The 21954-nt window shown below is 70.2% G+C and carries 15 protein-coding genes; 8 read left to right on the top strand and 7 right to left on the bottom strand.

What is annotated here, in order from left to right; all coding sequences use genetic code 11:
* Positions 1 to 415 precede the first annotated feature (415 nt).
* Both ACIBW9_RS35760 and ptsP read left to right on the top strand, forming a co-directional pair.
* Complete coding sequence (locus ACIBW9_RS35760) at positions 416 to 865, top strand: PTS glucose transporter subunit IIA (RefSeq protein WP_115909440.1); 450 nt, start codon at positions 416 to 418, stop codon at positions 863 to 865.
* 77 nt (positions 866 to 942) lie between these two features.
* The gene (gene ptsP, locus ACIBW9_RS35765; protein ID WP_398961190.1) at positions 943 to 2613 is read left to right on the top strand and encodes a phosphoenolpyruvate--protein phosphotransferase; all 1671 of its coding nucleotides are present in this window, start codon (positions 943 to 945) and stop codon (positions 2611 to 2613) included.
* Positions 2614 to 2691: 78 nt separating this feature from the next.
* Here ptsP and ACIBW9_RS35770 read toward each other — a convergent pair whose 3' ends face one another.
* Both ACIBW9_RS35770 and ACIBW9_RS35775 read right to left on the bottom strand, forming a co-directional pair.
* Entirely contained in the window at positions 2692 to 3585 is an 894-nt protein-coding gene (locus ACIBW9_RS35770; RefSeq protein ID WP_398961192.1) for a hypothetical protein, read from the bottom strand.
* A gap of 22 nt (positions 3586 to 3607) precedes the next feature.
* On the bottom strand, positions 3608 to 4822 hold the full coding sequence (locus ACIBW9_RS35775) for an MFS transporter (RefSeq protein WP_398961194.1): 1215 nt from the start codon (positions 4820 to 4822) through the stop codon (positions 3608 to 3610).
* A 111-nt stretch (positions 4823 to 4933) separates the two neighbouring features.
* Here ACIBW9_RS35775 and ACIBW9_RS35780 point away from each other — a divergent pair, with 111 nt between their 5' ends.
* A complete protein-coding gene (locus ACIBW9_RS35780; RefSeq protein ID WP_398961195.1) occupies positions 4934 to 6253 on the top strand; it encodes an aminotransferase class I/II-fold pyridoxal phosphate-dependent enzyme in 1320 nt (439 codons plus the stop codon).
* A 10-nt stretch (positions 6254 to 6263) separates the two neighbouring features.
* Here ACIBW9_RS35780 and ACIBW9_RS35785 read toward each other — a convergent pair whose 3' ends face one another.
* On the bottom strand, positions 6264 to 8231 hold the full coding sequence (locus tag ACIBW9_RS35785) for an acetoacetate--CoA ligase (RefSeq protein WP_398961196.1): 1968 nt from the start codon (positions 8229 to 8231) through the stop codon (positions 6264 to 6266).
* Positions 8232 to 8444: 213 nt separating this feature from the next.
* Here ACIBW9_RS35785 and ACIBW9_RS35790 point away from each other — a divergent pair, with 213 nt between their 5' ends.
* Positions 8445 to 10811 (top strand): TIM-barrel domain-containing protein, encoded by a 2367-nt coding sequence (locus ACIBW9_RS35790; protein WP_398961198.1) that lies wholly within the window; start codon positions 8445 to 8447, stop codon positions 10809 to 10811.
* Position 10812: 1 nt separating this feature from the next.
* On the opposite strand, the gene ACIBW9_RS35795 is transcribed toward ACIBW9_RS35790, so the two are convergent.
* A complete protein-coding gene (locus ACIBW9_RS35795; protein ID WP_344405891.1) occupies positions 10813 to 11349 on the bottom strand; it encodes an NUDIX domain-containing protein in 537 nt (178 codons plus the stop codon).
* A 47-nt stretch (positions 11350 to 11396) separates the two neighbouring features.
* The gene (locus ACIBW9_RS35800) at positions 11397 to 12206 is read right to left on the bottom strand and encodes a M15 family metallopeptidase (protein WP_398961201.1); all 810 of its coding nucleotides are present in this window, start codon (positions 12204 to 12206) and stop codon (positions 11397 to 11399) included.
* 98 nt (positions 12207 to 12304) lie between these two features.
* Between ACIBW9_RS35800 and ACIBW9_RS35805 the strand changes: the two genes are divergently transcribed.
* From ACIBW9_RS35805 to glpK, 4 genes are all read left to right on the top strand, one after another.
* The gene (locus ACIBW9_RS35805; RefSeq protein ID WP_398961418.1) at positions 12305 to 12730 is read left to right on the top strand and encodes a Zn-ribbon domain-containing OB-fold protein; all 426 of its coding nucleotides are present in this window, start codon (positions 12305 to 12307) and stop codon (positions 12728 to 12730) included.
* A complete protein-coding gene (locus tag ACIBW9_RS35810; protein WP_398961203.1) occupies positions 12727 to 13917 on the top strand; it encodes a lipid-transfer protein in 1191 nt (396 codons plus the stop codon). The genes ACIBW9_RS35805 and ACIBW9_RS35810 overlap by 4 nt, the downstream gene beginning before the upstream one ends.
* A gap of 107 nt (positions 13918 to 14024) precedes the next feature.
* Positions 14025 to 15677, top strand: coding sequence for an EAL domain-containing protein (locus tag ACIBW9_RS35815; RefSeq protein WP_398961205.1), 1653 nt, complete (start codon positions 14025 to 14027; stop codon positions 15675 to 15677).
* A gap of 484 nt (positions 15678 to 16161) precedes the next feature.
* Entirely contained in the window at positions 16162 to 17673 is a 1512-nt protein-coding gene (gene glpK / locus ACIBW9_RS35820) for a glycerol kinase GlpK (protein WP_398961206.1), read from the top strand.
* Between the two features lie 76 nt (positions 17674 to 17749).
* Here glpK and ACIBW9_RS35825 read toward each other — a convergent pair whose 3' ends face one another.
* Together ACIBW9_RS35825 and ACIBW9_RS35830 are read right to left on the bottom strand one after the other, a co-directional pair.
* Entirely contained in the window at positions 17750 to 18355 is a 606-nt protein-coding gene (locus ACIBW9_RS35825) for an ATP/GTP-binding protein (protein ID WP_123963798.1), read from the bottom strand.
* Positions 18336 to 21953 carry a hydantoinase B/oxoprolinase family protein gene (locus tag ACIBW9_RS35830; protein WP_398961208.1) on the bottom strand — a complete coding sequence of 1206 codons (3618 nt, stop codon included), beginning with the start codon at positions 21951 to 21953 and terminating at the stop codon, positions 18336 to 18338. The genes ACIBW9_RS35825 and ACIBW9_RS35830 overlap by 20 nt, the downstream gene beginning before the upstream one ends.
* Position 21954: the final 1 nt, after the last annotated feature.

Consider the following 21954-nt stretch of genomic DNA (forward strand, 5'->3'; position numbering starts at 1 on the left):
GGCGTTGATTTTTGGCACGCTGTTGAGTTCTCAAGGAACGGACGCTTCCTTTGTACTCACCCTCTCGGGCTTTCCTCCGGGCGCTTCCCTTCGGTGTTCCAAACTCTATCAGTGTTTTTCCGTCTCCCTGACCACCTCCCTGCAGGCATGCAGAAAGTGACCCCGAGATAGGATCTGACAAGTGTGGGTGCCGCTGAAGCCAGGACGCTCAGTCGCGCCGCTCGGCCTCAAGCAGGAGTACGACTGTACACGCGGCCGGGAAGCGGGTGCAAATCGATGGAGCTGGTGGTCTAGACCACTATCGGGTATCTTCCATGCGGAACCGGCAGTTCATCTGACATACCCTGCTCCACAGTGCGCCGTCCGGCACAAGCAGTGACGGCACCTATGGATCTCCACCTCTGGGAGGCTTCCCATGACCACCGTGACGTCCCCGATTGCAGGACGCGCCATCGGCCTGGCAGCAGTGCCGGATCCAGTCTTCTCCGGGGCCATGGTGGGCCCGGGCACGGCCATCGATCCCGTGCGCGAGCCGTCGGAGGCCGTTGCTCCCGTGGCCGGAGTCATCGTCTCTCTCCATCCGCACGCCTTCGTCGTCGTCGACGAGCACGGGCACGGTGTCCTCACGCACCTGGGTATCGACACCGTGCAGCTCAACGGTGACGGCTTCGAGCTGCTCGTGAACAAGGGCGACACCGTCACTCGGGGACAGGGCGTCGTGCGCTGGAACCCGGCTGCCGTGGAAGCCGCCGGCAAGTCGGCGGTGTGCCCCATCGTGGCGCTCGAGGCCACCGCCGAGGCTCTCTCCGATCTTCGTGACGATGGTGACGTGAAGGCGGGCGACAGTCTCTTCGTCTGGAAGTGACGTCAGTGCCGTCCTATGACGGCGAGCAGGACAACCACAGCGGCGGCGGGACCCGCCGCACTATCGGAGACGGTGAGATGGAGACAACGCTGCGAGGCGTCGGTGTGAGTCACGGTGTGGCGATCGGCGAGGTTCGGCACATGGGAACAGCGGTGCTGGAGCCGCCTGCCAAGCAGATTCCGGCGGAGGACGCCGAGCGTGAACAGGGACGCGCCCGCCAGGCCGTGGATGCTGTGGCGGCCGATCTGATGGCGCGCGGCAATCTGGCCGGGGGTGAGGCCCAGGCGGTGCTCGAGGCGCAGGCCATGATGGCGCAGGACCCCGAGCTGATGGCCGACGTCGAACGGCGTATCGCTGTCGGGAGCACGGCCGAGCGTGCCGTGTACGACGCTTTCGCCGCGTACCGGGCCCTGCTGGCCGGTGCCGGCGAGTACCTGGCGGGTCGTGTGGCCGATCTGGATGACGTGCGGAATCGTATCGTCGCCCGGCTGCTCGGGGTGCCGATGCCGGGTGTTCCGGACAGCGACGAGCCGTACGTTCTTATTGCACGTGACCTTGCACCTGCCGACACGGCGCTGCTCGACCCCGCCCTCGTCCTCGGTTTCGTCACCGAGGAGGGCGGGCCGACCAGCCACAGCGCGATCCTTGCGCGGGCGCTCGGCGTTCCGGCCGTGGTGGCGCTGCCGGGTGCCAGTGAGCTGGCCGAGGGCACGGTGATCGCTGTCGACGGCAGCACCGGTGAGATCTTCGTGAACCCCAGCGAGGAGAAGAAGGCGCAGTTGGAGGCCGCGGCCGCCGAGCGCAAGGCGGCGCTCGCCGCCTCTACCGGCCCGGGCGCCACCTCCGACGGGCACAAGGTGCCGCTGCTGGCCAACGTCGGCGGGCCCGCGGATGTGCCGGCCGCAGTCGAGGCCGGGGCCGAGGGTGTGGGTCTGTTCCGCACCGAGTTCCTCTTCCTGGACGACAGCAAGAACGCCCCGTCGGAGGCGAAGCAGGTCGATGCCTACCGGCAGGTGCTCGAGGCGTTCCCCGAGGGCCGTGTGGTTGTCCGGGTGCTCGACGCCGGCGCGGACAAGCCGCTGGAGTTCCTCACGCCGGCCGACGAGCCCAATCCGGCGCTGGGCGTACGTGGTCTTCGGACGCTTCTCGACCATCCCGAGGTTCTGCGCACCCAGCTGACGGCACTCGCGAAGGCCGCGGAAGGGCTGCCGGTATATCTCGAGGTCATGGCCCCGATGGTCGCGGACCGTGCGGACGCCAAGGCATTCGCGGACGCGTGCCGTGATGCGGGACTGCAGGCGAAGTTCGGCGCCATGGTCGAGATTCCTTCGGCCGCACTGCGGGCTCGGTCGATTCTGCAGGAGGTCGAGTTCCTGTCGCTGGGCACCAACGACCTCGCGCAGTACACGTTCGCGGCCGACCGTCAGGTGGGTGCGGTCTCCCGTCTGCAGGATCCGTGGCAGCCCGCGCTCCTCGACCTGGTGGCGCTGTCCGCGGAGGCCGCGAGGGCCGAGGGCAAGAGCTGTGGTGTCTGTGGTGAGGCGGCGTCCGACCCGCTGCTCGCGTGTGTGCTGACCGGTCTTGGTGTCACCTCCCTCTCCATGGGTGCGGCTTCGATTCCCTATGTGCGGGCCACTCTCGGCAAGTACACGCTGGCCCAGTGCGAGCGTGCGGCCGGGGCGGCCCGGGCCGCGGAGAGCGCAGAGGATGCGCGCAACGCGGCACAGGCGGTGCTGTCCGGCGAGTAGCCGGGGCGGCCGTCGGCTGTTGTTGCACGGGCTGTCTTGAGGGGCGTTCCACCCGCGGGTGGAACGCCCCTTTTGCTTTCAGTGGCGGTGCCCCGGTTTCTGTCCTTCCTCTCCGAGGTCCGGTGGTACGCAGTAGTCGACGTCCGATTCCGGGGAGATGATGTCTCCGGACTCGATGTCGGTGCAGTAGGCGTCGAACACCTCGCCGGCCGTGAGGGGTTCGAGGCCTTCTCCGCGCAGACGCCAGCCGTAGACGCGGTCGGTGGTACCCGGGGCGCTGGTGCGAATGACGAGTCCGCCCGGGCTCTGGGTGGCGATGCCGAGAGCCAGGACCGTGGTGAATTCGAGGGCTTCGGCCTCGTCGAGTTGGATGGCGCCCTGGTCGTCCTCGTCTGCGTGGAGGACGGAGACGAGTGTTTCGGGTGTTGCCGTGACACTGCAGACGAGGTGGCGGTTTCCTGCCCCTGCTGTCTCGAGGATGCGGACGAGAAGATGGGAGGCGCGTGTGAAGGCGGCGCGGCCGATGTCCTCACCGCAGGAGGCGCAGGCGCCGAGGCGGGCGAGGAGCGTGGACGCGTACTCCCAGGTGGCCTGTCGGACGGCTTCGTCGACCAGGACCGGGACCAGGTCGGCCAAGGGCTGGCCCTCGTAGGGAAGCGCCGGTCCTGTGGTGGCCAGTTCAGCGGTGAAGCGTGTACGGCTGGACTGGACGTCGGGGTCGAGGCCTGCGTCCGCGCAGAATTCTGCGTACTCCTGCGGGTCGAAGAGGGCCACCGTGGTGTGGCTGCCTTGGGAGGCGCGTGTCTTGAGAAGCGCCTCGACCTGTTGGAGGTAGCTCGTGTGGTTGTCGAAAGTGAAACTGCGGTAGCGCCGCATGGCGCGGAAGTCGTGCTCGTCGGTCAGCAGGCCGATGGTGCCTGCGATTTCGCGGCGCAGGTCGCGTCGCATGGTCTGGTCGTCGGTGTGCGCCATGTTTCCCCCTGTGCACGGTCGATCAATGCTCACTCACAGTAACCGTCGGCACTGACAATGGCGTCCGAGCGAAGCGATCGCGGACCAGGCGGTGCTGAATCAGGCTGGTCAGACCGATGATGGCGCCGAAGGCCAGCCAGCCGGCCGGGCCGGTGGTGATGGCCGCGGTGACGGCCAGTGGCCCGACGCTGCGTTGAGCGGACTGGGCCAGGCCGTGCACGCCGAGGTAGGCGCCCTGCGCGGTGCCGGGGGCGAGGGCGACGGAGAGTTCCCAGGAGATGGTGGCGTGGAGCATCTCGGCCAGGGTGAAAGCGACGGCCGAAGCCGTGAGGAGCAGGGTCGCGGTGACGGTTCCCCGGGTGGCCGAGAGCGCCATGGCCATGCCGCCGAGAGCGAAGACGGCTGACAGCGGTAGGAGAAGCGCGCGGGCGGCCGCGGTGGTGGTCCCGAAGCGGGCCAGGGGTATCTGGAGGGCCACCACCATCACGTTGTTGAGGACCAGCAGCAGTGGCGCGAGGCCGTGCGGTGCGTTGCCCGTGTGGGCGATCCACAGGGGCAGGCCCACTTTGAAGACGGCGTCGTCGAGGAAGAGAACGCTTTCGGTGGCGACGTAGGCGAGGTAGGTGCGGTCGCGCCAGGGATTGGTGCCGGCCGGCTTCGTCGCGGGTGCCGGGGTTTTCGATGTGGCGACGATGCGGGAGGCGGAGTGAGGCTCACCGCAGCGCAGGGTGAGGAGGGCGGAGGCGAGGAAGGAGAGGGCGTCGCCGGCGAGGAGCCACTGGTAGGCGGTGATGGTGCCGAGGGCCAGGGCGGCCGCGGCGGCGAGGCCGCCCAGCGCCCAGCCCGCGTTGGCGACGGTGCGGTGGACAGCCTGGTAGCGGACGCGCTCGGGTCCCGCTACGCGGGTGGCATAGAGCCTGGTGAGGACGCTTGCCGCACGGTCTCCGAGGCTGCCGATCGCGGAAAAGGCGAGGAGCAGGGCGTAGTCGTTCGTCGTCAGGAGCGCCAGGGAGGCCAGTGCCCGCAGGAGTTGGACGGTGAGCAGAACGCGGGTGAGCGGGAATCGGTCGGCGATGCGGCCCCCGAGGGGCGCTCCGGCGATGCCGATGGCTCCGGCAGTTGCGGCGAGTGTGCCGACCTGGGTGACGGACAGACCCGAGACGTAGGTGAAGTACAGGACGGACACGGAGGCCCACAAGCCGCTGCCGATGCGGTCGACGAGGGCGATGGCGAGCATTCTGCGTCCGTCGCGCCCTCCGGGTATGCGGCTCGACCATGCGGCTGCGCGGCGCATCGGATGCACTGCTCCCCCTTGCCTTCAGTTATGTACTGGTACATAATTTCCAACGTGGCAACACAATATGGGATCTCTGGTACGACGGCCAAGGGAATTGCGGCGTCCGTCGAACGGGCCGTGGCGGAGGGATCGTTGCGGCCCGAGGCCGCACTGCCTCCCGTGCGACGGCTCGCGGACGACCTCGGGGTCAGTCCCGGCACCGTCGCCACCGCCTACAAGGAGCTGCGCGGGCGAGGCATCGTCGTCACGCGAGGGCGGGGCGGGACCGTGGTGGCGCCGGCTCCCGCGGTGGCGTCACGGCGGCCGCCCAAGGTCCCACAGGGGCTGCGGGACCTGTCGGGCGGGCACCCTGATCCCACGCTGCTGCCCGCTCTCGTACCGCCGTCACGGCTGTCCCCCGGCGCTCGGTCGCACCGTTCGACGCCGAGGCTGGCGCGGCTGGAGGACGCCGCGCGTGACTGGATGGGGGCCGATGGGGTGCCCGTGGAGCATGTGACCTTCGCGCATGGGGCGTTGGATCTGATCGGGCGGCTGTTGTCCGTGGAGTTGCGGCCCGGCGACGCCGTGGCGATGGAGGACCCGGGGTATCACCATCTGCTGGACCTGATCACCGCGCTGGGGCTGCGCATCATGCCGGTGGCCGTGGACGACGAGGGTATGCGGCCCGAGGCGCTGCGGGTGGCACTGCGGGCCGGTGTGCGGGCTGTCGTGTGCAGCCCTCGGGCGCAGAATCCGTACGGCGGCTGCTTCTCCGCGGCACGCCGGGACGCGCTCGCGGACATGCTCCAGGACGAGCCGGACGTACTGGTCGTCGAGAACGACCACGCGTCCGCCGTCGCCGCCGCGCCCCTGCGCTCGCTGACCGCACGCGGATTGACGCGCTGGGTGCATGTGCGCACGGTGAGCAAGTTCCTCGGGACCGATCTGCGGTGGGCGGCAGCCGCGTGTGACGCGACCACCCTGGCCCGCCACGACGGGCGACTGCTGCTGACCTCCGGCTGGGTCAGTCATCTCCTCCAGGAGACCGTGCACGGGTTGCTGACCGACGCCGCCACGCGCGCGTTGGTGGCGCGTGCCCAGGAGACGTACGAAGAGCGCCGCGGCGCACTCCTGCGAGAGCTGGAGGATCGTGGCATTCCGGCGTCCGGGGCGAGCGGGATGAACCTCTGGGTGCCCGTGCAGGACGAGTCGGCCGTGGTGAACGGACTGCGCTCGTACGGCTGGTGGGTCGCCGCCGGGGCCCGGTTCCGGTCCTCGTCACCCCCGGGGGTGCGGATCTCCGTGGCCGAGCTGGAGCCGGCCGACGCGGCGCGGCTGGCCTCGGACTTCGCTGCCGTGCTCGGCGAGTCCGAGGCCACCTACGGCGGTTGAGCCGCCCTCGTCAGGCGCGTTTGCGGGCGAGGTCCTCGTAGAAGTGCAACAGATCCAGGTTGTCGATGGAGCCCGGGTTGACGGCCTTTTCCAGCGGGGTGCCCTGGAGCAGGCGCTTGACGGGGACCTCGATGCGCTTTCCGGTGAGGGTGTGCGGAATGCCGGGGACCTCGATGATCTCGTCGGGGACGTGGCGCGGTGAGAGCTGTTCGCGGATGGTCTGCTTGATGCGGGCCAGCAGGGCATCGTCCAGGGTGGCGCCGGGGACGAGGTGCACGAAGAGGGGCATCCAGTAGCCGCCGTCGGGCTGTTCGATGCCGATGACGAGGGATTCCCTGATCTCGGGGATGCGCTCGACGGCTTCGTAGATGTCGGCCGAGCCCATGCGCACGCCCTGGCGGTTGAGCGTCGAGTCGGAGCGGCCGTGGATGACGACCGAGCCGCGGGAGGTGACGGTGATCCAGTCGCCGTGGCGCCATACACCGGGGTAGGTGTCGAAGTAGCTGTCGTGGTAGCGGCTGCCGTCGGGGTCGTTCCAGAAGTGGATCGGCATCGACGGCATGGGGTTGGTGACGACGAGTTCGCCGACCTCGTCGGTCACGGGCTTGCCGGTCGGGTCCCAGGACTGCAGGTCGGTGCCGAGGCCGGGCGCCTGGAGCTCTCCGATGTACACCGGGAGGGTCGGTACCGCTCCTGCGAAGCAGGAGCACACGTCCGTGCCGCCGCTGACGGATGCGATCCACAGATCGTCGCGCACCTCGTCGTGCAGCCAGCGGAACCCGTCGGGCGGCAGTGGGGATCCGGTGGTGGCGACGCACTGCACCTTGGAGAGGTCGAAGTCGCGGGCCGGGTGGACGCCGGCCTTGCGGCAGGCCATGACGTACGCCGCCGAGGTGCCGTAGAGCGTGGCTCCGGTCCGTTCGGCGATGCGCCATTGGGCGCCCGTGTCCGGGAAGCCGGGGCTGCCGTCGTAGAGCACGATCGTCGTGCCGGTGAGGAGGCCGGAGACGAGGAAGTTCCACATCATCCAGCCGGTCGAGGTGTACCAGAAGAAGCGGTCCTCCGGGCCCAGGTCGCAGTGCAGGCCGAGCTGTTTGAGGTGCTCGATCAGGATGCCCCCCTGGGACTGGACGATCGCCTTGGGCAGGCCGGTCGTGCCCGAGGAGTAGAGCACCCAGAGGGGGTGGTCGAAGGGCACCTGCTCGAAGACCGGCGCCACGTCCGCGCCGGTCAGGGCGGACCAGTCCAAGGCGCCTGCGGGGGGCTCGGTCCCGAGAAGCGGGATGTGGACGACGGCACGCAGCGTGGGAAGTTCGTGGCGCAGCTCGGCGACGATGTCGCGGCGGTCGTGCTCCTTGCCGCCGTAGCGGTAGCCGTCGACGGCGAACAAGACGACCGGTTCAACCTGCTGGAAGCGGTCCAAGACGCTGCGGGCGCCGAAGTCGGGGGCGCAGGAGGTCCAGACGCCGCCCACGGCGGCGGTGGCGAGGAGGGCGACGACGGCCTGCGGGATGTTCGGGAGGTAGCCACTGACGCGGTCCCCGGGGCGCACGCCGAGGGCGCGCAGTTCGGCCGCCAGGGAGCCGACCTGGCGGCGCAGCTCGGACCAGGTCACCGGGCGCGGCTCATGTGTCTCGTCGACGTGCAGGAGGGCCGGTTCGTCCGCGCGGGTGGCGGCCGCGCGCAGGGCGTGCTCGGCGTAGTTGAGAGTCGCCCCGGGGAACCACTGGGCGCCCGGCATCGAGCGGTCGCCGAGTACGCGCGCGTAGGGTGTCGAAAACCGTACGTCGAACCACTGGGTGACGGCTTTCCAGAACGTGTCCAGTTCGTTTACGGACCAGCGGTGCAGTGCCGCGTAGCCGCCCTCGGCGGGAGCGCCGTGCTGTGTGGCCGCCCAGGCCTGGAACTTCGTGACCTGCGCCTGGGCGATGCGTTCCGGATCTGGCTGCCAGAGCGGCTGGGGGTTCACGGTCGACATGGGGCGGCTCCCGGGCTGTGCGCGGCGTATACGTCGGTCGCGCACGAGCTGGGGTGCGCGCGCGACGCGGCTGACACGGACGATGCCATGTGATCGACTTCTACACCAGGGCGCGCCCCACATAGTCGGCGTAGTGAAGATGTGGTCCCGGCACAGGTGAACGGCAGTTGAACGACACACGCGCGTGGGGCGGTCAATGGCAGGGTGAGCAGCATGGACGGTCGTGACCTGGTGCGTTCGATAAGGGTGGTCGGTTCGGTGAGGTCGGCCCAGGGGTTGCGTACCGTGAGGGCGGCGTGGCGCAGGAGGCGTGCCGACGCCGCAGCACTGCCGTCGCGGGGCGCCGAGCGTGCCCGGGTGCCCGGGCCCGTGCAGGAGGTGGAGCCCGGTCCGGGTGGTGGCATCGTCCGGTTCGGCCGGTCCGAGCTGCGCATCTTCGTCGCGGTGAACGGGGCGGTCTTCTGGGGATGGGACGGGGCCTCTCCCGAGCCGTCGTACGCGCTGCCGGGCCCCTGTCCGGAGCCGGATCCCCGGGCGGTCCTGGAGCCGGACAAGGACGGCGGCTGGCGGGTCGTGGCCGAGCGGGTGACGGTCGTCGTCTCGCGGCAGGGCGCGATCGAGGTGCTCACGCCCGGAGGTGTGCCCCTGCGCCGTGATCTGCCGCCCCGGTGGTGGGAGCCGGTCGGGGGCGGTACCGCACGCTGGATGCAACGCTCGGAGGTGGCCGCGGACGCGCGGTTCTTCGGGCTCGGTGGGCGGGCGTCGGGGCCACGGCTGCGCGAAGGAACGTACCGCCTGTGGAACACGGATCCGGGGCGCGCGTTCGGTCCCGCTGAGGATCCGCTGTACCTCACGATGCCGGTGCAGCTGGTGGTGGCCGACGCGGCGACGCATCTGGTGTTCCACGACACCTCGTGGGACGGCACGGTGACGTTGCGCGAGGGCGAGGAGGGGGCCGGTTCCGGACACGACCGGGCGGGGACGTGCGAGCTGCGGATGGACGGCGGCCCGCTGCGCTGCTGGGTGGTCGTGGGCACCCCCGCGCGCGTGCTGCTCACCTGGGCGTCCCTGACGGGCGCGCCTGCGCTGCCGCCGGCGTGGGCGCTGGGGCATCACCACGCGCGCTGGGGCTTCGGCAGTGAGCAGGAGGTCCGGCGGATCGTCTCCGGCTACCAGGAGCGCGGGCTGCCCCTCGACGCCGTCCATCTGGACATCGACCACTACGACGAGCACCAGGTGTTCACGGTCGACCAGGAGAACTTTCCGAAGCTGCCGGTGCTGGCCGAGGAGCTGCGCCGGGACGGGATCCGGCTGGTGTCGATCGTCGACCCCGCGGTCAAGGCCGCAGAGGACAACGTGGTGTACGACAGCGGGGTCGCCGTGGACGCCTTTGTGCGGGACGCTTCGGGACGGCTCGTACGCGGGGTCGTGTGGCCCGGAGAGGTGGTCTTCCCGGATTTCACGCACGCGCGCGTGCGTGAGTGGTGGGGCGGTCTGTACGAGGAGCGGCTCGCCCAGGGGTTCTCGGGTTTCTGGCACGACATGAACGAGCCCACTTCGTTCGCCGCCTTCGGGGAGTCGACGCTGCCGCGTTCGGCCAGGCACTCGCTGGAAGGACGGGGCGGAGACCATAGGGAGGCGCACAACGTCTATGCGCTGTGCATGGCCAGGGCTGCCTACGAGGGGCTGCGCGAACTGGCTCCCGAGGAACGGCCGTTCATTTTCTCGCGCTCCGGTTGGGCCGGCCTGCAGCGCTACGGGGGAACGTGGTCGGGTGACGTGGCCACGGGCTGGCCCGGGCTGCGTGCCTCGCTGTCGCTGGTCATGGGGCTGGGGCTGTGCGGAGTGCCGTATTCGGGGCCGGACGTGGGCGGCTTCGACGGGAGCCCGTCGCCGGAGCTGTATCTGCGCTGGCTCCAGCTGGGCGCGTACCTGCCTTTGTTCCGCACGCACGCGAGTCTGCGGGCGGGGCGCCGGGAGCCCTGGGAGTTCGGTGCCGAAGTTCTGGAGCACGCGCGCGTGGCGCTCGTCGAACGCCGTCGGCTGCTGCCGTACTTCATGACGCTCGCGCATCTGGCCCGGCGCACCGGAGCGCCCTATGTACGGCCGCTGTGGTGGACGGCGCCCGAGGACCGCGCGCTGCGTGACTGCGAGGACGCGTTCCTGCTGGGCGACTGTCTGCTGGTGGCGCCGGTGCTTGACCCGGGCGCGGACCGGCGGGCGGTGCAGCTGCCCCGGGGGCGCTGGTACGACACGGCGACGGAGCAGATGTACGAGGGGCCGGGACAGGTGCTCCTCGACGCCCCCCTGTCGCGGATTCCGGTGCTCGCGCGCGCCGGTGCCGTCGTCCCCGTGCGAGGGGACGACGGCGGGCTGGAACTGGAGGTCTGGGCCCCCGCCCGGGGGCGGAGCGGGGGCGGGCTGGTGGTGCAGGACGCGGGTGACGGATGGGACGAGCCGGAACTGGAGCGCTATGTCGCGCGTTGGACGAGACGGCGGCTCATCGTCGAGCGGCACGGCGAGGGCGGCACGAGCGAGCCGTCCTACCCGGTGCGTGTGCGAGGCCTGAAGGAGGGCTGACTCAGACGTACCGGCCCTCGAACCAAGCCCGTACGGCGAGCGTGTGCAGGGGGAAGGCGAGCTCCTCCGGCCTGCGCAGGAGATGCCAGCCCTCCGTCTCGTCGGTGGCGGTGGACTGCGGGAGGCCTTCGGCCGGCCGCTCCGGAAGGAGTCCGAACAGCAGCAGGTGCCCGTCGGGTGAGCTCATGGCGTCGACGAGCCGCACATCGCGGCCCGCCGCGTCGATGCCGGTCTCTTCCTTGAGCTCGCGGACGACGGCCTGCCGCCAGTCCTCGCGGTCGTCGATGTAACCACCGGGCAACGCGATGCCTCCGCGCGCGGGGGCGACGGTCCGGGTGATGACGACCAGGGCGGTGCCCTTCGTGTCGTACACGGGCTGGAGCGCGATGGCCACCGGCAGCGGGTTGCGGTAGGCCACCGCATGGCAGGCCGGACAGGTGCGGGGCCAACCGGAGACGCCCTCTCCGTAGGGCGCTCCGCAGCTCGAACAGTGGGAGTCGGGCGCGGAGTTGGGGGTGGAGGCATGAGTTTCGGACACGAAGCGGAATGTATCCGATCAGATGATGGGCGTCTTAGGGGGGCGGCTCAGTTGCCGCTGGTGAGCGACTTCCAGGAGACGGGGAAGTCGAAGTAGGTGTCCGGGTACGGCTCGGGTTTGTACGTGTAGTGCCACCACTCCTCGGCGAGGTTCACGAATCCGAGCCCTTCCAGGGTGGCCTTGAGGAGCAGCCTGTTGGCGCGCTGTTCGCCCTGGATGCGCGGGTCGAGGGTGTGGGCGAGGGTGTCGAAGCAGTCGAAGCCGGTGCCCATGTCGACGGAGTTGTCGGGGAAGCGCTCGTCCTTGGGGGCGTAGCAGGGCACCAGGGGCTGTCCCGGGTGGTACGGCCGGGTCGGCTTGGCGGGGAGTTTCACGATGGTGAGGTCCATGGTCGAGCCGCGGCTGTGGCCGGATTTCTTGGCGATGTAACCGTCCTCGAACAGACGGGTCTTGTCGACGTTCGGATAGAACTCGCCCTTCATCGCCTGGTCGTCGAGGTCCTCGGCCCAGCGCACGAAGTGGTTCACGGCGCGCTGCGGCCGGTAGCAGTCGTAGACCTTGAGGGTGTAGCCCTTGCGCAGCAGCCTCAGCTGGGCCTTGTGGAGTGCTTCGGCGGCCGGCCGGGTGAGGAGGCAGATCGGCTGCTGGTAGCCGTCGATGCGCTCGCCGACGAAGTTGTGCGGGGTGAAGTAGCGCATCTCCTGGATGATCGTCGGGTCCACGGTTCTCAGCGCCACGAAGTCCTTCGGCGCCTTGGGCTCCGTCGCGGCCCGGGTGGGTGCGGAGGCGGCGGTCACGGCCAGCACGGCGGCGAGTGCGGTGATCAGACCGCGCACTGCACGGGAGAGACGTGTCATGTCCCCTGCCCTGCCCAATTCCGGATGCCCGTGACACACTTCTGACGTTCCGTCAGATCATACGTCAGGGAGGGGCTTTGTCTCGTACACGCATGCCCGTGGTCGACGGATGGTTCAGCGGCGACGGGGACGGCTTCAGGCTCCTCGGCACCCGCTGCGCATCGTGCGGTTCGGTGTTCTTCCCCCGCGAGGACACCCACTGCCGGAATCCCGGATGCGCGGGCGGCGCTCTTGAGGAGGTGCCGCTGTCCCGACGCGGGCGCATCTGGTCGTACACCGACAGCCGATATCGGCCACCGTCACCCTATGTGACCAATCCGGAACTTCCGTGGGAGCCGTACGCGTTGATCGCTGTGGAGCTGGAGTTCGAGCGGATCGTGGTACTGGGGCAGGCGGCTCCTGGGGTCACCGTCGCCGATCTGACGGTGGGCATGGAGGTGGAGGTCGTCCCGGGCGTGCTCCATGAGGACACGGAGACGGTCTGGACGACCTGGCACTGGCGGCCGACGGGGGTGAGGGCATGACAGGTGAGGTGGCGGTGCTCGGCGCGGGCATGCACCCGTGGGGCAAATGGGGGCGCAGCTTCGTCGAGTACGGGACCGCGGCGGCCCGTGCGGCGCTGGCCGACGCGGGGCTGCGGTGGCGGGACATCGGCTCGGTCGTCGGCGCCGACACCGTGCGGGGCGGCTATCCGGGCTATGTGGCCGGTGCGACCTTCGCGAAGGCCCTCGGCTGGCAGGGGGCCAGAGTGACGAGTGTGTACGCGGCGTGCGCGTCCGGGGCGCAGGCCGTCAGCACCGCCCGGGCGCAGATCCTTTCGGGTCTCGCGGACGTGGTCCTCGTCGTGGGCGCCGACGCGGCACCCAAGGGGTTCTTCCGGCCGGCGGGAGGCGACCGGCCCGAGGATCCGGACTGGCTGCGCTTCCGGGTGCTGGGGGCGACGAATCCGACGTACTTCGGGCTGTACGCGCGCCGCCGCATGGCCGTGCACGGCGACACCGTGGAGGACTTCGCCCAGGTCAAGGTGAAGAACTCGGCCCTGGGGGCGCTCAATCCCAACGCGCGCTACCGCAAGCGGGTCACCGCCGAGGAGGTCGCCGCCTCGGCGGTGGTCGCCGATCCGCTGCGGCTGCTCGACATCTGCGCGACGTCGGACGGAGGCGCGGCTCTGGTGCTGTCGAGCATGGAATTCGCACATCGGCACGGAGCGAGGCGACCGGTACGGATCCGGGCCGTGTCCACGGTGACGCCGCGCTACCCCAACACGGTCCTGGATCTGCCGGACATCGCGACGGACTCCGCGGTGGCGGTGGAGCCTGCCGCCGAGACGTTCCGCTCGTCGATCGCGCGGGCGGCCTACGAGGAGGCGGGCCTCGGCCCCGAGGACCTGTCCCTCGCGGAGGTGTACGACCTGTCCACCGCCCTGGAGCTGCAGTGGTACGAGGATCTGGGGCTGTGCGGGCAGGGAGAGGGCGCCAAGCTGCTGCGGGAGGGGGCGACGGCCCTGGGCGGGCGCATACCGGTGAACGTGAGTGGCGGGCTGGCCTCCTTCGGAGAGGCGGTTCCCGCTCAGGCGATTGCCCAAGTGTGCGAGTTGACCTGGCAGTTGAGGCAGCAGGCCGGTGAGCGGCAGGTCGCGGGGGCGCGAGTGGGCATCACGGCGAACCAGGGACTGTTCGGACACGGGTCGGCGGTCGTCGCGCTGCGGTAGGCGGCCGAGCAAGCCCTTTCTCGTACGCTGCGTGACCGACCAGGAATGCTGCGTGAACGTCTCATGAACTGGGCCTGGGCGTGTGCCGGCGGAGCCATCATGCTCCCGTGCACTCCTGGACGGATACTCTCCGCTTCGCCTTCCAGCCCGTGGTCAACCTGACCACCGGAGGGGTCGCAGGGCTGGAGATACTCGCCCGCCCGGAGACCGGCGACATCCTGGCCGAGGCCCGTCGAGACCCCGAACTCGACGGCCGGCTGGCGGTGTTGGCCGTCCGTGCGGCCGCTCACAAGGAGACGCTGCTGCCGCTGCACGTCAATGTGTTCGCGGGCACCCTGGCCGACCTCGGCGGCCTCACCCCGCTGCACACCGCCGTGCGGGAGGCGGGACGGCTGCCGTGGGAGGTGACGATCGACATCGGGCCGCCGTACACGCATGTCCCGCAGCAGGCGCTGCTGGAGGCGGTCAGCGCGCTGCGGGCGCAGGGCTTCCGGATCAGTGCGGACGGCGTCGGGGACGGGGACCTACCCCTGCGGCTGCTCATCGACATGGGGCCCGACCTGGTGAAACTGGATGCGTCGCTGCTGGCGCGGCCGGCGGCGGTCAAGGCGATGCGGACGCTGTGCGAGCAGTTGGGAGCGCTCCTGTCCGTCGAGGGGGTCGAGACGGAACTGCAGTGCGCGGCAGCGGTCTCGGCCGGGGCTCAGCTGGCGCAGGGCGAGCTGTTCGCACCGCCGGCCCGGCTGCCCGCGGCGGACGTATACGTTCCGCCCCGCTCCCCCGGCGCCGTGGCCCTCCCGAGGTCGGGGCCTTCGGTGCTGGAATTCGTACGGCCCGCTGCGCTGCTGCCCGCCACCGCGTCGGCCGGTCAGGTACGGGCACTGCTGACCGGGGCTCCCGAGGTGTCGGGCGTGCTGCTCGTGGACGCGCACGGAAGGCCCGTCCGTTCGGTGCACCGCTCACGCTTCCTGCTGTCGATGTCGGGGCGCTACGGACATGCGCTGTACGCCGACCGGCCTGCCGCCAAGCTGGGGGACGCGCCGCGGATGGTGGGTGTGGACGCCACCGCCTGGGAGGTCTTGGACGTGGTGGCCGTCGGCGACCGTGGCCGTACCTCGGACGATGTGGCGGTGGTGGACCGGACCGGGCGGTGCGTGGGTGTCGTACGGCTGGCGGACCTCGTGCGGGCACTGGCCGAGAGCCGGGTCGAGGAGGCGGCCGGGCTCAATCCGCTCACCCGGCTGCCCGGCTCGGACGCGATCACCGGCGAGGTGGACCGCCGCATCGCGGACGGCCGGCCGTTCGCGCTGAGCTGGCTGGATGTGGACCACTTCAAGCAGGTCAACGACGGGGCCGGGTTTGCGGCAGGGGACGAGCTGATCCGCTCGGTGGGGCGGGCGCTACAACAGGCGGCGTCCGGGAGCACTCGCGTCGGCCACATCGGTGGGGACGACTTCCTGGTGCTCGCCGAACCGGAGTGGCTGGATCCGCTGGCCCTCTCGGTGCTGGACGCGCCGTGGTCGGCGGGTGGGCGTCCCGTCACGTTGTCCCTGGCCACGGTCGTGTGTCCGCCGGGCAGTGTGACGGACCACCGGCAGGCCGCGGCGTGTCTCGCCCCGCTGAAGAAGGCCGCGAAATCGCTGCACGGGGCGAGCTGGGTGCTGGGCCGGGCGGGCTTGCCGGGACACGAGATCCGGCGCGGCTCGGGGACCGCCCCCGCCCAGGCCGGGTGCGCGGTGGCGGAACCCGGCCTAGGCTGATCGTCGTAACCGACCGACCGCAATTCCCTTCGCTCGGACACAACGGCGGCTGTCACCGTTGGTGTCGGCGACCTTGACGCTCTGTGGGCGCCGGTGAACACTTCCGGTGTCAGTCGACATCGCCGTACATACACGGTGTATCCAGGCACGCGCCGCGCGGGCCCCGCCTGAAGACAGGTCCGTGCCCCCACGGGCGATTCGGCTGCGACGGCACGCTCGTCACGGACGCCGGGCGGGGCGCGGGAGCTCCCCTGTCTTCGGCTGAAGTCGCCACGGGAAACGCACCCTGCACCGAGAACCGGGGTCGATCACCCCGGGACAGGGCCTAGGAGCCGCCATGAGCAACGCAGACACCCACGGCGAAGGCCGCGGCATGTGGAACCCGGTGGTCGGACCGCTGATCGGCGGGGTGCTTTCCGGGCTCGTCCTCCCAGCAGCCCTCTGATCCAAAGCAGCCTTCTGAAGGAACGACGAAGGGGACGTCATGACGGACAAGTTCGTCGCCGCTATCGACCAGGGCACCACGTCCAGCCGCTGCATCGTGTTCAACCAGGACGGCGCGATCGTCGCTGTCGACCAGCGCGAACACCGCCAGATCTTCCCGAAGCCCGGCTGGGTGGAGCACGACGCCACGGAGATCTGGTCCAAGGTGCAGGCGGTGGTCGCCGGAGCGATCGCCAAAGCCGGGCTGCGCGCCGACCAGCTCAGCGCACTCGGCATCACCAACCAGCGCGAGACCACGGTCCTGTGGGACCGCGCGACGGGCAAACCCGTGCACAACGCCATCGTGTGGCAGGACACCCGCACCGCGGCGCTGACCAACCAGCTCGGCGGCTCGGACGGCCAGGACCGCTTCCGCGAGCAGACCGGACTGCCGCTGGCCACCTACTTCTCGGGTCCGAAGGCCGCCTGGCTGCTGGACAACGTGCCCGGGCTCAGGGCCCGAGCCGAGAACGGCGAGATCGCCTTCGGCACCATCGACTCCTGGCTCATCTGGAACCTGACGGGCGGCACCGACGGCGGACAGCACGTCACGGACGTCACCAATGCCGGGCGCACCATGCTGATGAACCTGGAAACGCTCCAGTGGGACCCGTCCATCCTCTCCGCGATGAACATTCCCGAAGCCGTCCTCCCCGAGATCAGGTCCTCGGCCGAGGTGTACGGCACCGCCGTGGGACAGCTGGCCGGGGTGCCGGTCGCGTCGGCCCTCGGCGACCAGCAGGCGGCCGTGTTCGGGCAGGCCTGCTATGACGTGGGCACCGCGAAGAACACCTACGGCACGGGCAGCTTCCTGCTGCTGAACACCGGCAACCGGCCGGTGGCGTCGAAGAGCGGGCTGCTGACGACCATGGGCTACAAGATCGGCAGCGAGGCACCGGTCTACTGTCTGGAGGGGTCGATAGCCATAACGGGTGCCCTCGTGCAATGGTTCCGCGACCAGCTGGGCATCATCCGTACCGCCGACGAGATCGAGCCCCTGGCGGCGAGTGTCGAGGACAACGGCGGCGCCTACATCGTGCCGGCCTTCTCCGGCCTGTTCGCGCCGTACTGGCGCTCCGACGCGCGCGGGGTCATCACCGGCCTGACGCGCTACGTCACCAAGGCGCACCTCGCCCGGGCCGTGCTCGAAGCGACGAGCTGGCAGACGCGCGAGGTCGTGGACGCCATGTACCAGGACTCCGGGGTGCACATCACCACCCTGAAGGTGGACGGCGGCATGACCAAGAACAACCTGCTCATGCAGCACCAGGCGGACGTGCTCGACGTTCCGGTGGTCCGCCCGAAGGTCTCCGAGACCACCTGTCTCGGCGCCGCGTACGCTGCCGGGCTCGCCACCGGGGTGTGGAACGACCTCGACGAGCTGAAGTCCCACTGGCAGAAGGACGTCGAGTGGACTCCCGCCATGGAGGCATCCGTACGGGACCGCCAGTACCACAACTGGCGGAAGGCCGTGGAGAAGAGCTTCGCCTGGGAGGAGGACGGCGAGAACTAGGCCCACGCGCGCGTGCGTGAGCCCTTCGGCTGCGGCCCGTACCCCGGTCGGCGGGGGTACGGGCCGCGCACATGGTTCAGGTGGTGACGGTCTGGCGGCGGTCGGCCGCGTACGCCATGGCGTGCTGGACCACGCCGATGAGGACCTCCTTGACGGACTCGCGGTCACGGGCGTCGCACAGCACGAGCGGTACGTCCTCGTCCAGGTCGAGGGCCTGGCGGACGTCGTCGGCCGGGTACCGGGCCGAGCCCTCGAAGCAGTTGACGCCGACGAGGAAGGGTATGGAGCGCCGCTCGAAGTAGTCGACCGCGGCGAAGCAGTCCTCCAGGCGGCGGGTGTCGGCGAGCACGACGGCTCCGAGGGCCCCCTCGGAGAGCTCGTCCCACATGAACCAGAACCGTTCCTGCCCGGGCGTGCCGAACAGGTACAGCACCAGGTCCTCACGGAGGGTGATACGGCCGAAGTCCATGGCCACCGTGGTGGTGTGCTTGCCCTCCACGCCGCTCGTGTCGTCGACGGGCCGTCCGGCCTCGGTGAGCAGCTCCTCGGTGCGCAGCGGCCTGATCTCGCTGACCGCGCCGACGAGGGTGGTCTTGCCCACGCCGAAACCGCCGGCCACCAGGATCTTGAGCGTGACGGGCTCGACCGGAGGTTTCCCGCGCTCAGAACGCCCGAAGATCATCGATCTCTTCTCCTGCTTGCTGGGGGTGGGACGACGGCGGTCCGTAGCCTCCGCCGCCTGGGGTTTCGATGACGAGTACGTCGCCTGGGCCGACGTCCGCGGAGTCGCTTCCGGCGAGCGGGGTGACCGTGCCGTCCGCGTGCTCCACCCGGTTCGCGCCCAGCGCACCGGGCCTGCCGCCCGCCATGCCGTAGGGCGGGACCCTGCGGTGCTGGGAGAGCGTGGAGACCGTCATGGGCTCGTGGAAGCGGATGCGGCGCACCGCGCCGTCCCCGCCCCGCCACCGGCCGGGGCCGCCGCTGCCGCGCCGGACGGCGAACTCGTCGAGCTGCACGGGCAGCCGCCACTCCAGGACCTCGGGGTCGGTGAGCCGCGAGTTGGTCATGTGGGTCTGCACGACGGGGGCGCCAGGGAAGCCGTCGCCCGCGCCGGAGCCGGAGGCCACGGTCTCGTAGTACTGGTACCGCTCGTTCCCGAAGGTGACGTTGTTCATGGTCCCGGAGCCTTCGGCCTGGACGCCGAGGGCGGCGTAGAGGGCGCCGGTGATGGCCTGGGAGGTCTCGACGTTGCCCGCGACCACTGCGGCCGGAGGCTCGGGCGCGAGCATGGAGCCGGGCGGGACGACGATGTCGAGGGGGCGCAGACAACCGTCGTTGAGCGGGATATCGTCGGCGACGAGGGTGCGGAACACGTACAGGACGGCCGCGTTGACCACGGCGAACGGGGCGTTGAAGTTGCTCGCCAGCTGGGGGGAGGTACCGGTGAAGTCCACGGTCGCCCGGCGGTTTTCGCGGTCCACCCGCACGCGTACGCGGATGACGGCCCCCGAGTCGGTCTCGTAGGCGTACTCGCCGTCGTCCAGGGCGTCGACGACCCGTCGTACGGCTTCCTCGGCGTTGTCCTGGACGTGCTTCATATAGGCCTGCACGACGTCGAGGCCGAAGTTGTCGATCATACGGGCGACTTCGTCGACGCCCTTCTGGTTGGCGGCGATCTGGGCGCGCAGGTCGGCGAGGTTGGTCCTGGGGTTGCGGGAGGGGTAGGGCGCCCCGGTGAGCAGGTCGAGGGTCTCCGCCTCGCGGAAGCGGCCGTTCTCGGCGAGGAGCCAGTTGTCGAAGAGGATGCCTTCCTCGTCGATGGTGCGGCTGTTGGCCGGCATGGAGCCCGGGGCGATGCCGCCGATCTCGGCGTGGTGGCCGCGGGAGGCGACGTAGAAGAGGATGCGGTCACCCTGCGTGCTGAAGACCGGGGTGATCACCGTGACGTCCGGCAGGTGGGTGCCGCCGTGGTACGGGTCGTTGACGGCGTAGGTGTCGCCCGGCCGCATCGAGGTGCCACGGCGCCGGATGACCTCCTTGACGCTGGTGCCCATGGAGCCCAGGTGGACGGGGATGTGCGGCGCGTTGGCCACCAGGTTTCCGTCCGGGTCGAAGAGGGCGCAGGAGAAGTCGAGCCGCTCCTTGATGTTGACGGACTGGGCGGTGGACTCCAGCCGGGCACCCATCTGTTCGGCGATCGACATGAAGAGGTTGTTGAAGACCTCGAGGAGAACCGGATCGGCTTCTGTGCCGAGATCGGAACTCTCCGTAATCACCACACGTTCCATGACCAGATGCCCGTCGTCTCGTGCCACGGCCTGCCAGCCGTCGTCCACGACGGTCGTCGCACTGGCCTCGGTGATGATCGCGGGGCCGGTGACGATGTCGCCGGGAGGGAGGCCCTCGCGGCGGTGCAGGGGGACGTCGCGCCAGGCGCCGCCGGTGTGCAGGCGCACGGTGTCCGGGGCGGCGGTGCGGCCTTCGTACGGGGCTAGGGCGGAGAGATCGGGGGGTTCTGTGATGCCGGTGGCTTCGACGGAGAGGGCTTCGACGACGATCGGGCGGTCGAGCGTGAAGGAGTACGTGGCGCGATGACGCTCTTCGAAGGTGTGACGCATCGTGTCGGGCTCCGTCAGCTCGACGGTGAGGATGGTGTCGGTGCCGTCGTAGCGCAGCTGTGCGCGGCGGGTGACCTGCATGCGGTCCTCGGGGACGTCCTCGGCGAGGAGTTCCGCGCGGGCCGCTCCTTCCAGGTCGTCGGCCGTTTTGAGCACGGCGGGCATGGACGCCGGCTCCAGGGGTGCCTCGACGGACTGTTCTCGCATGGCGGTGGTGTCGGCGAGGCCGATGCCGAGTGCGGACAGAACACCCGCCATGGGTGGTACGAGGACGGTGCGGATGCCGAGCGAGTCGGCGACCTTGCACGCGTGCTGGCCGCCCGCACCGCCGAAGGTGGTGAGGGCGTAGCGGGTGACGTCGTGGCCCTTCTGGACGGAGATCCGTTTGACGGCGTTGGCGATGTTGGCGACGGCGATCTGCAGGTAGCCCTCGGCGACCTGCTCGGGGGTGCGGTCGTCCCCGGTCCTGGTGCGGATCTCGCGGGCGAGGGCGGTGAAGCGGTCGCGGACGAGGGCCGCGTCGAGGGGCTGGTCGCCGTCCGGCCCGAACACCCTGGGAAAGTGGGCGGGTTGGATCCGCCCCAGCATGACGTTGGCATCGGTGACGGTCAGCGGGCCGCCGCCGCGGTAGCAGGCGGGTCCCGGGTCCGCGCCCGCCGAGTCCGGCCCTACGCGGTAGCGGGAGCCGTCGAAGTGGAGGATCGAGCCGCCACCGGCCGCGACGGTGTGGATGTCCAGCATCGGCGCGCGCAGCCGGACGCCGGCGATCTGTGTCGTGAAGACGCGCTCGTACTCGCCCGCGTAATGCGAGACATCGGTGGAGGTGCCGCCCATGTCGAAGCCGATGACGCGTTCGAACCCGGCCAGCTGCGACATCCGGGCCATGCCGACGATGCCTCCGGCCGGTCCGGAGAGGATGGCGTCCTTGCCGCGGAACTGCCCGGCTTCGGCGAGCCCGCCGTTGGACTGCATGAACATCAGCCGTACGCCGTGGAGTTCGTCGGCGACGTGCTGGACGTAGCGGCGCAGTACGGGCGACAGGTAGGCGTCGACGACCGCGGTGTCCCCGCGCGGCACGAGCTTCATCAGCGGGCTGACCTCGCTGGACAGCGAGATCTGCGGAAATCCGACGCGTGCGGCCAGCTCCCCCACGGCCTGCTCGTGGGCGGGGTGCAGATGACTGTGCATGCAGACGACGGCCACGGCGCGGATGCCGTCGTCGTACGCCTCCTGGAGGGGGCCGAGGAGGGCATCCAGGTCGGGGGCGCGCAGGACGGTGCCGTCCGCGGCGATCCGCTCGTCGACCTCCACGACCCGCTCGTGGAGCAGCTCGGGGAGGTCGATGCGGCGGGCGAAGATGTGCGGCCGGTTCTGGTAGGCGATGCGCAGCGCGTCACGGAAGCCCCGGGTGACGACGAGCAGGGTGCGTTCGCCCTTGCGTTCCAGCAGCGCGTTGGTGGCGACCGTCGTCCCCATCCGGACGGCCTCGATGCGGTCCTGGGAGCCGTTCAGCAGGTGGCGTACGCCCGCGACCGCCGCGTCGGAGTACCGCGCCGGGTTCTCCGACAGCAGCTTGTGCGTCAGCAGACGGCCGTCCGGGCACCGCGCGACGATGTCGGTGAACGTGCCGCCGCGGTCGACCCAGAACTGCCAGCCTGTCACG

The organism is Streptomyces sp. NPDC049541 (genome assembly GCF_044465725.1).
Classification (GTDB): domain Bacteria; phylum Actinomycetota; class Actinomycetes; order Streptomycetales; family Streptomycetaceae; genus Streptomyces.

Bases quoted from the DNA above. Each gene is read 5' to 3' on its own strand.
- ACIBW9_RS35800 (WP_398961201.1), bottom strand. From the start codon at position 12,206: ATGACACGTCTCTCCCGTGCAGTGCGCGGTCTGATCACCGCACTCGCC.
- ACIBW9_RS35775 (WP_398961194.1), bottom strand. From the start codon at position 4,822: ATGCTCGCCATCGCCCTCGTCGACCGCATCGGCAGCGGCTTGTGGGCC.
- ACIBW9_RS35810 (WP_398961203.1), top strand. From the start codon at position 12,727: ATGACAGGTGAGGTGGCGGTGCTCGGCGCGGGCATGCACCCGTGGGGC.
- ACIBW9_RS35785 (WP_398961196.1), bottom strand. From the start codon at position 8,231: ATGTCGACCGTGAACCCCCAGCCGCTCTGGCAGCCAGATCCGGAACGC.
- ACIBW9_RS35825 (WP_123963798.1), bottom strand. From the start codon at position 18,355: ATGATCTTCGGGCGTTCTGAGCGCGGGAAACCTCCGGTCGAGCCCGTC.
- ACIBW9_RS35770 (WP_398961192.1), bottom strand. From the start codon at position 3,585: ATGGCGCACACCGACGACCAGACCATGCGACGCGACCTGCGCCGCGAA.
- ACIBW9_RS35760 (WP_115909440.1), top strand. From the start codon at position 416: ATGACCACCGTGACGTCCCCGATTGCAGGACGCGCCATCGGCCTGGCA.
- ptsP (WP_398961190.1), top strand. From the start codon at position 943: ATGGAGACAACGCTGCGAGGCGTCGGTGTGAGTCACGGTGTGGCGATC.
- glpK (WP_398961206.1), top strand. From the start codon at position 16,162: ATGACGGACAAGTTCGTCGCCGCTATCGACCAGGGCACCACGTCCAGC.
- ACIBW9_RS35790 (WP_398961198.1), top strand. From the start codon at position 8,445: ATGGACGGTCGTGACCTGGTGCGTTCGATAAGGGTGGTCGGTTCGGTG.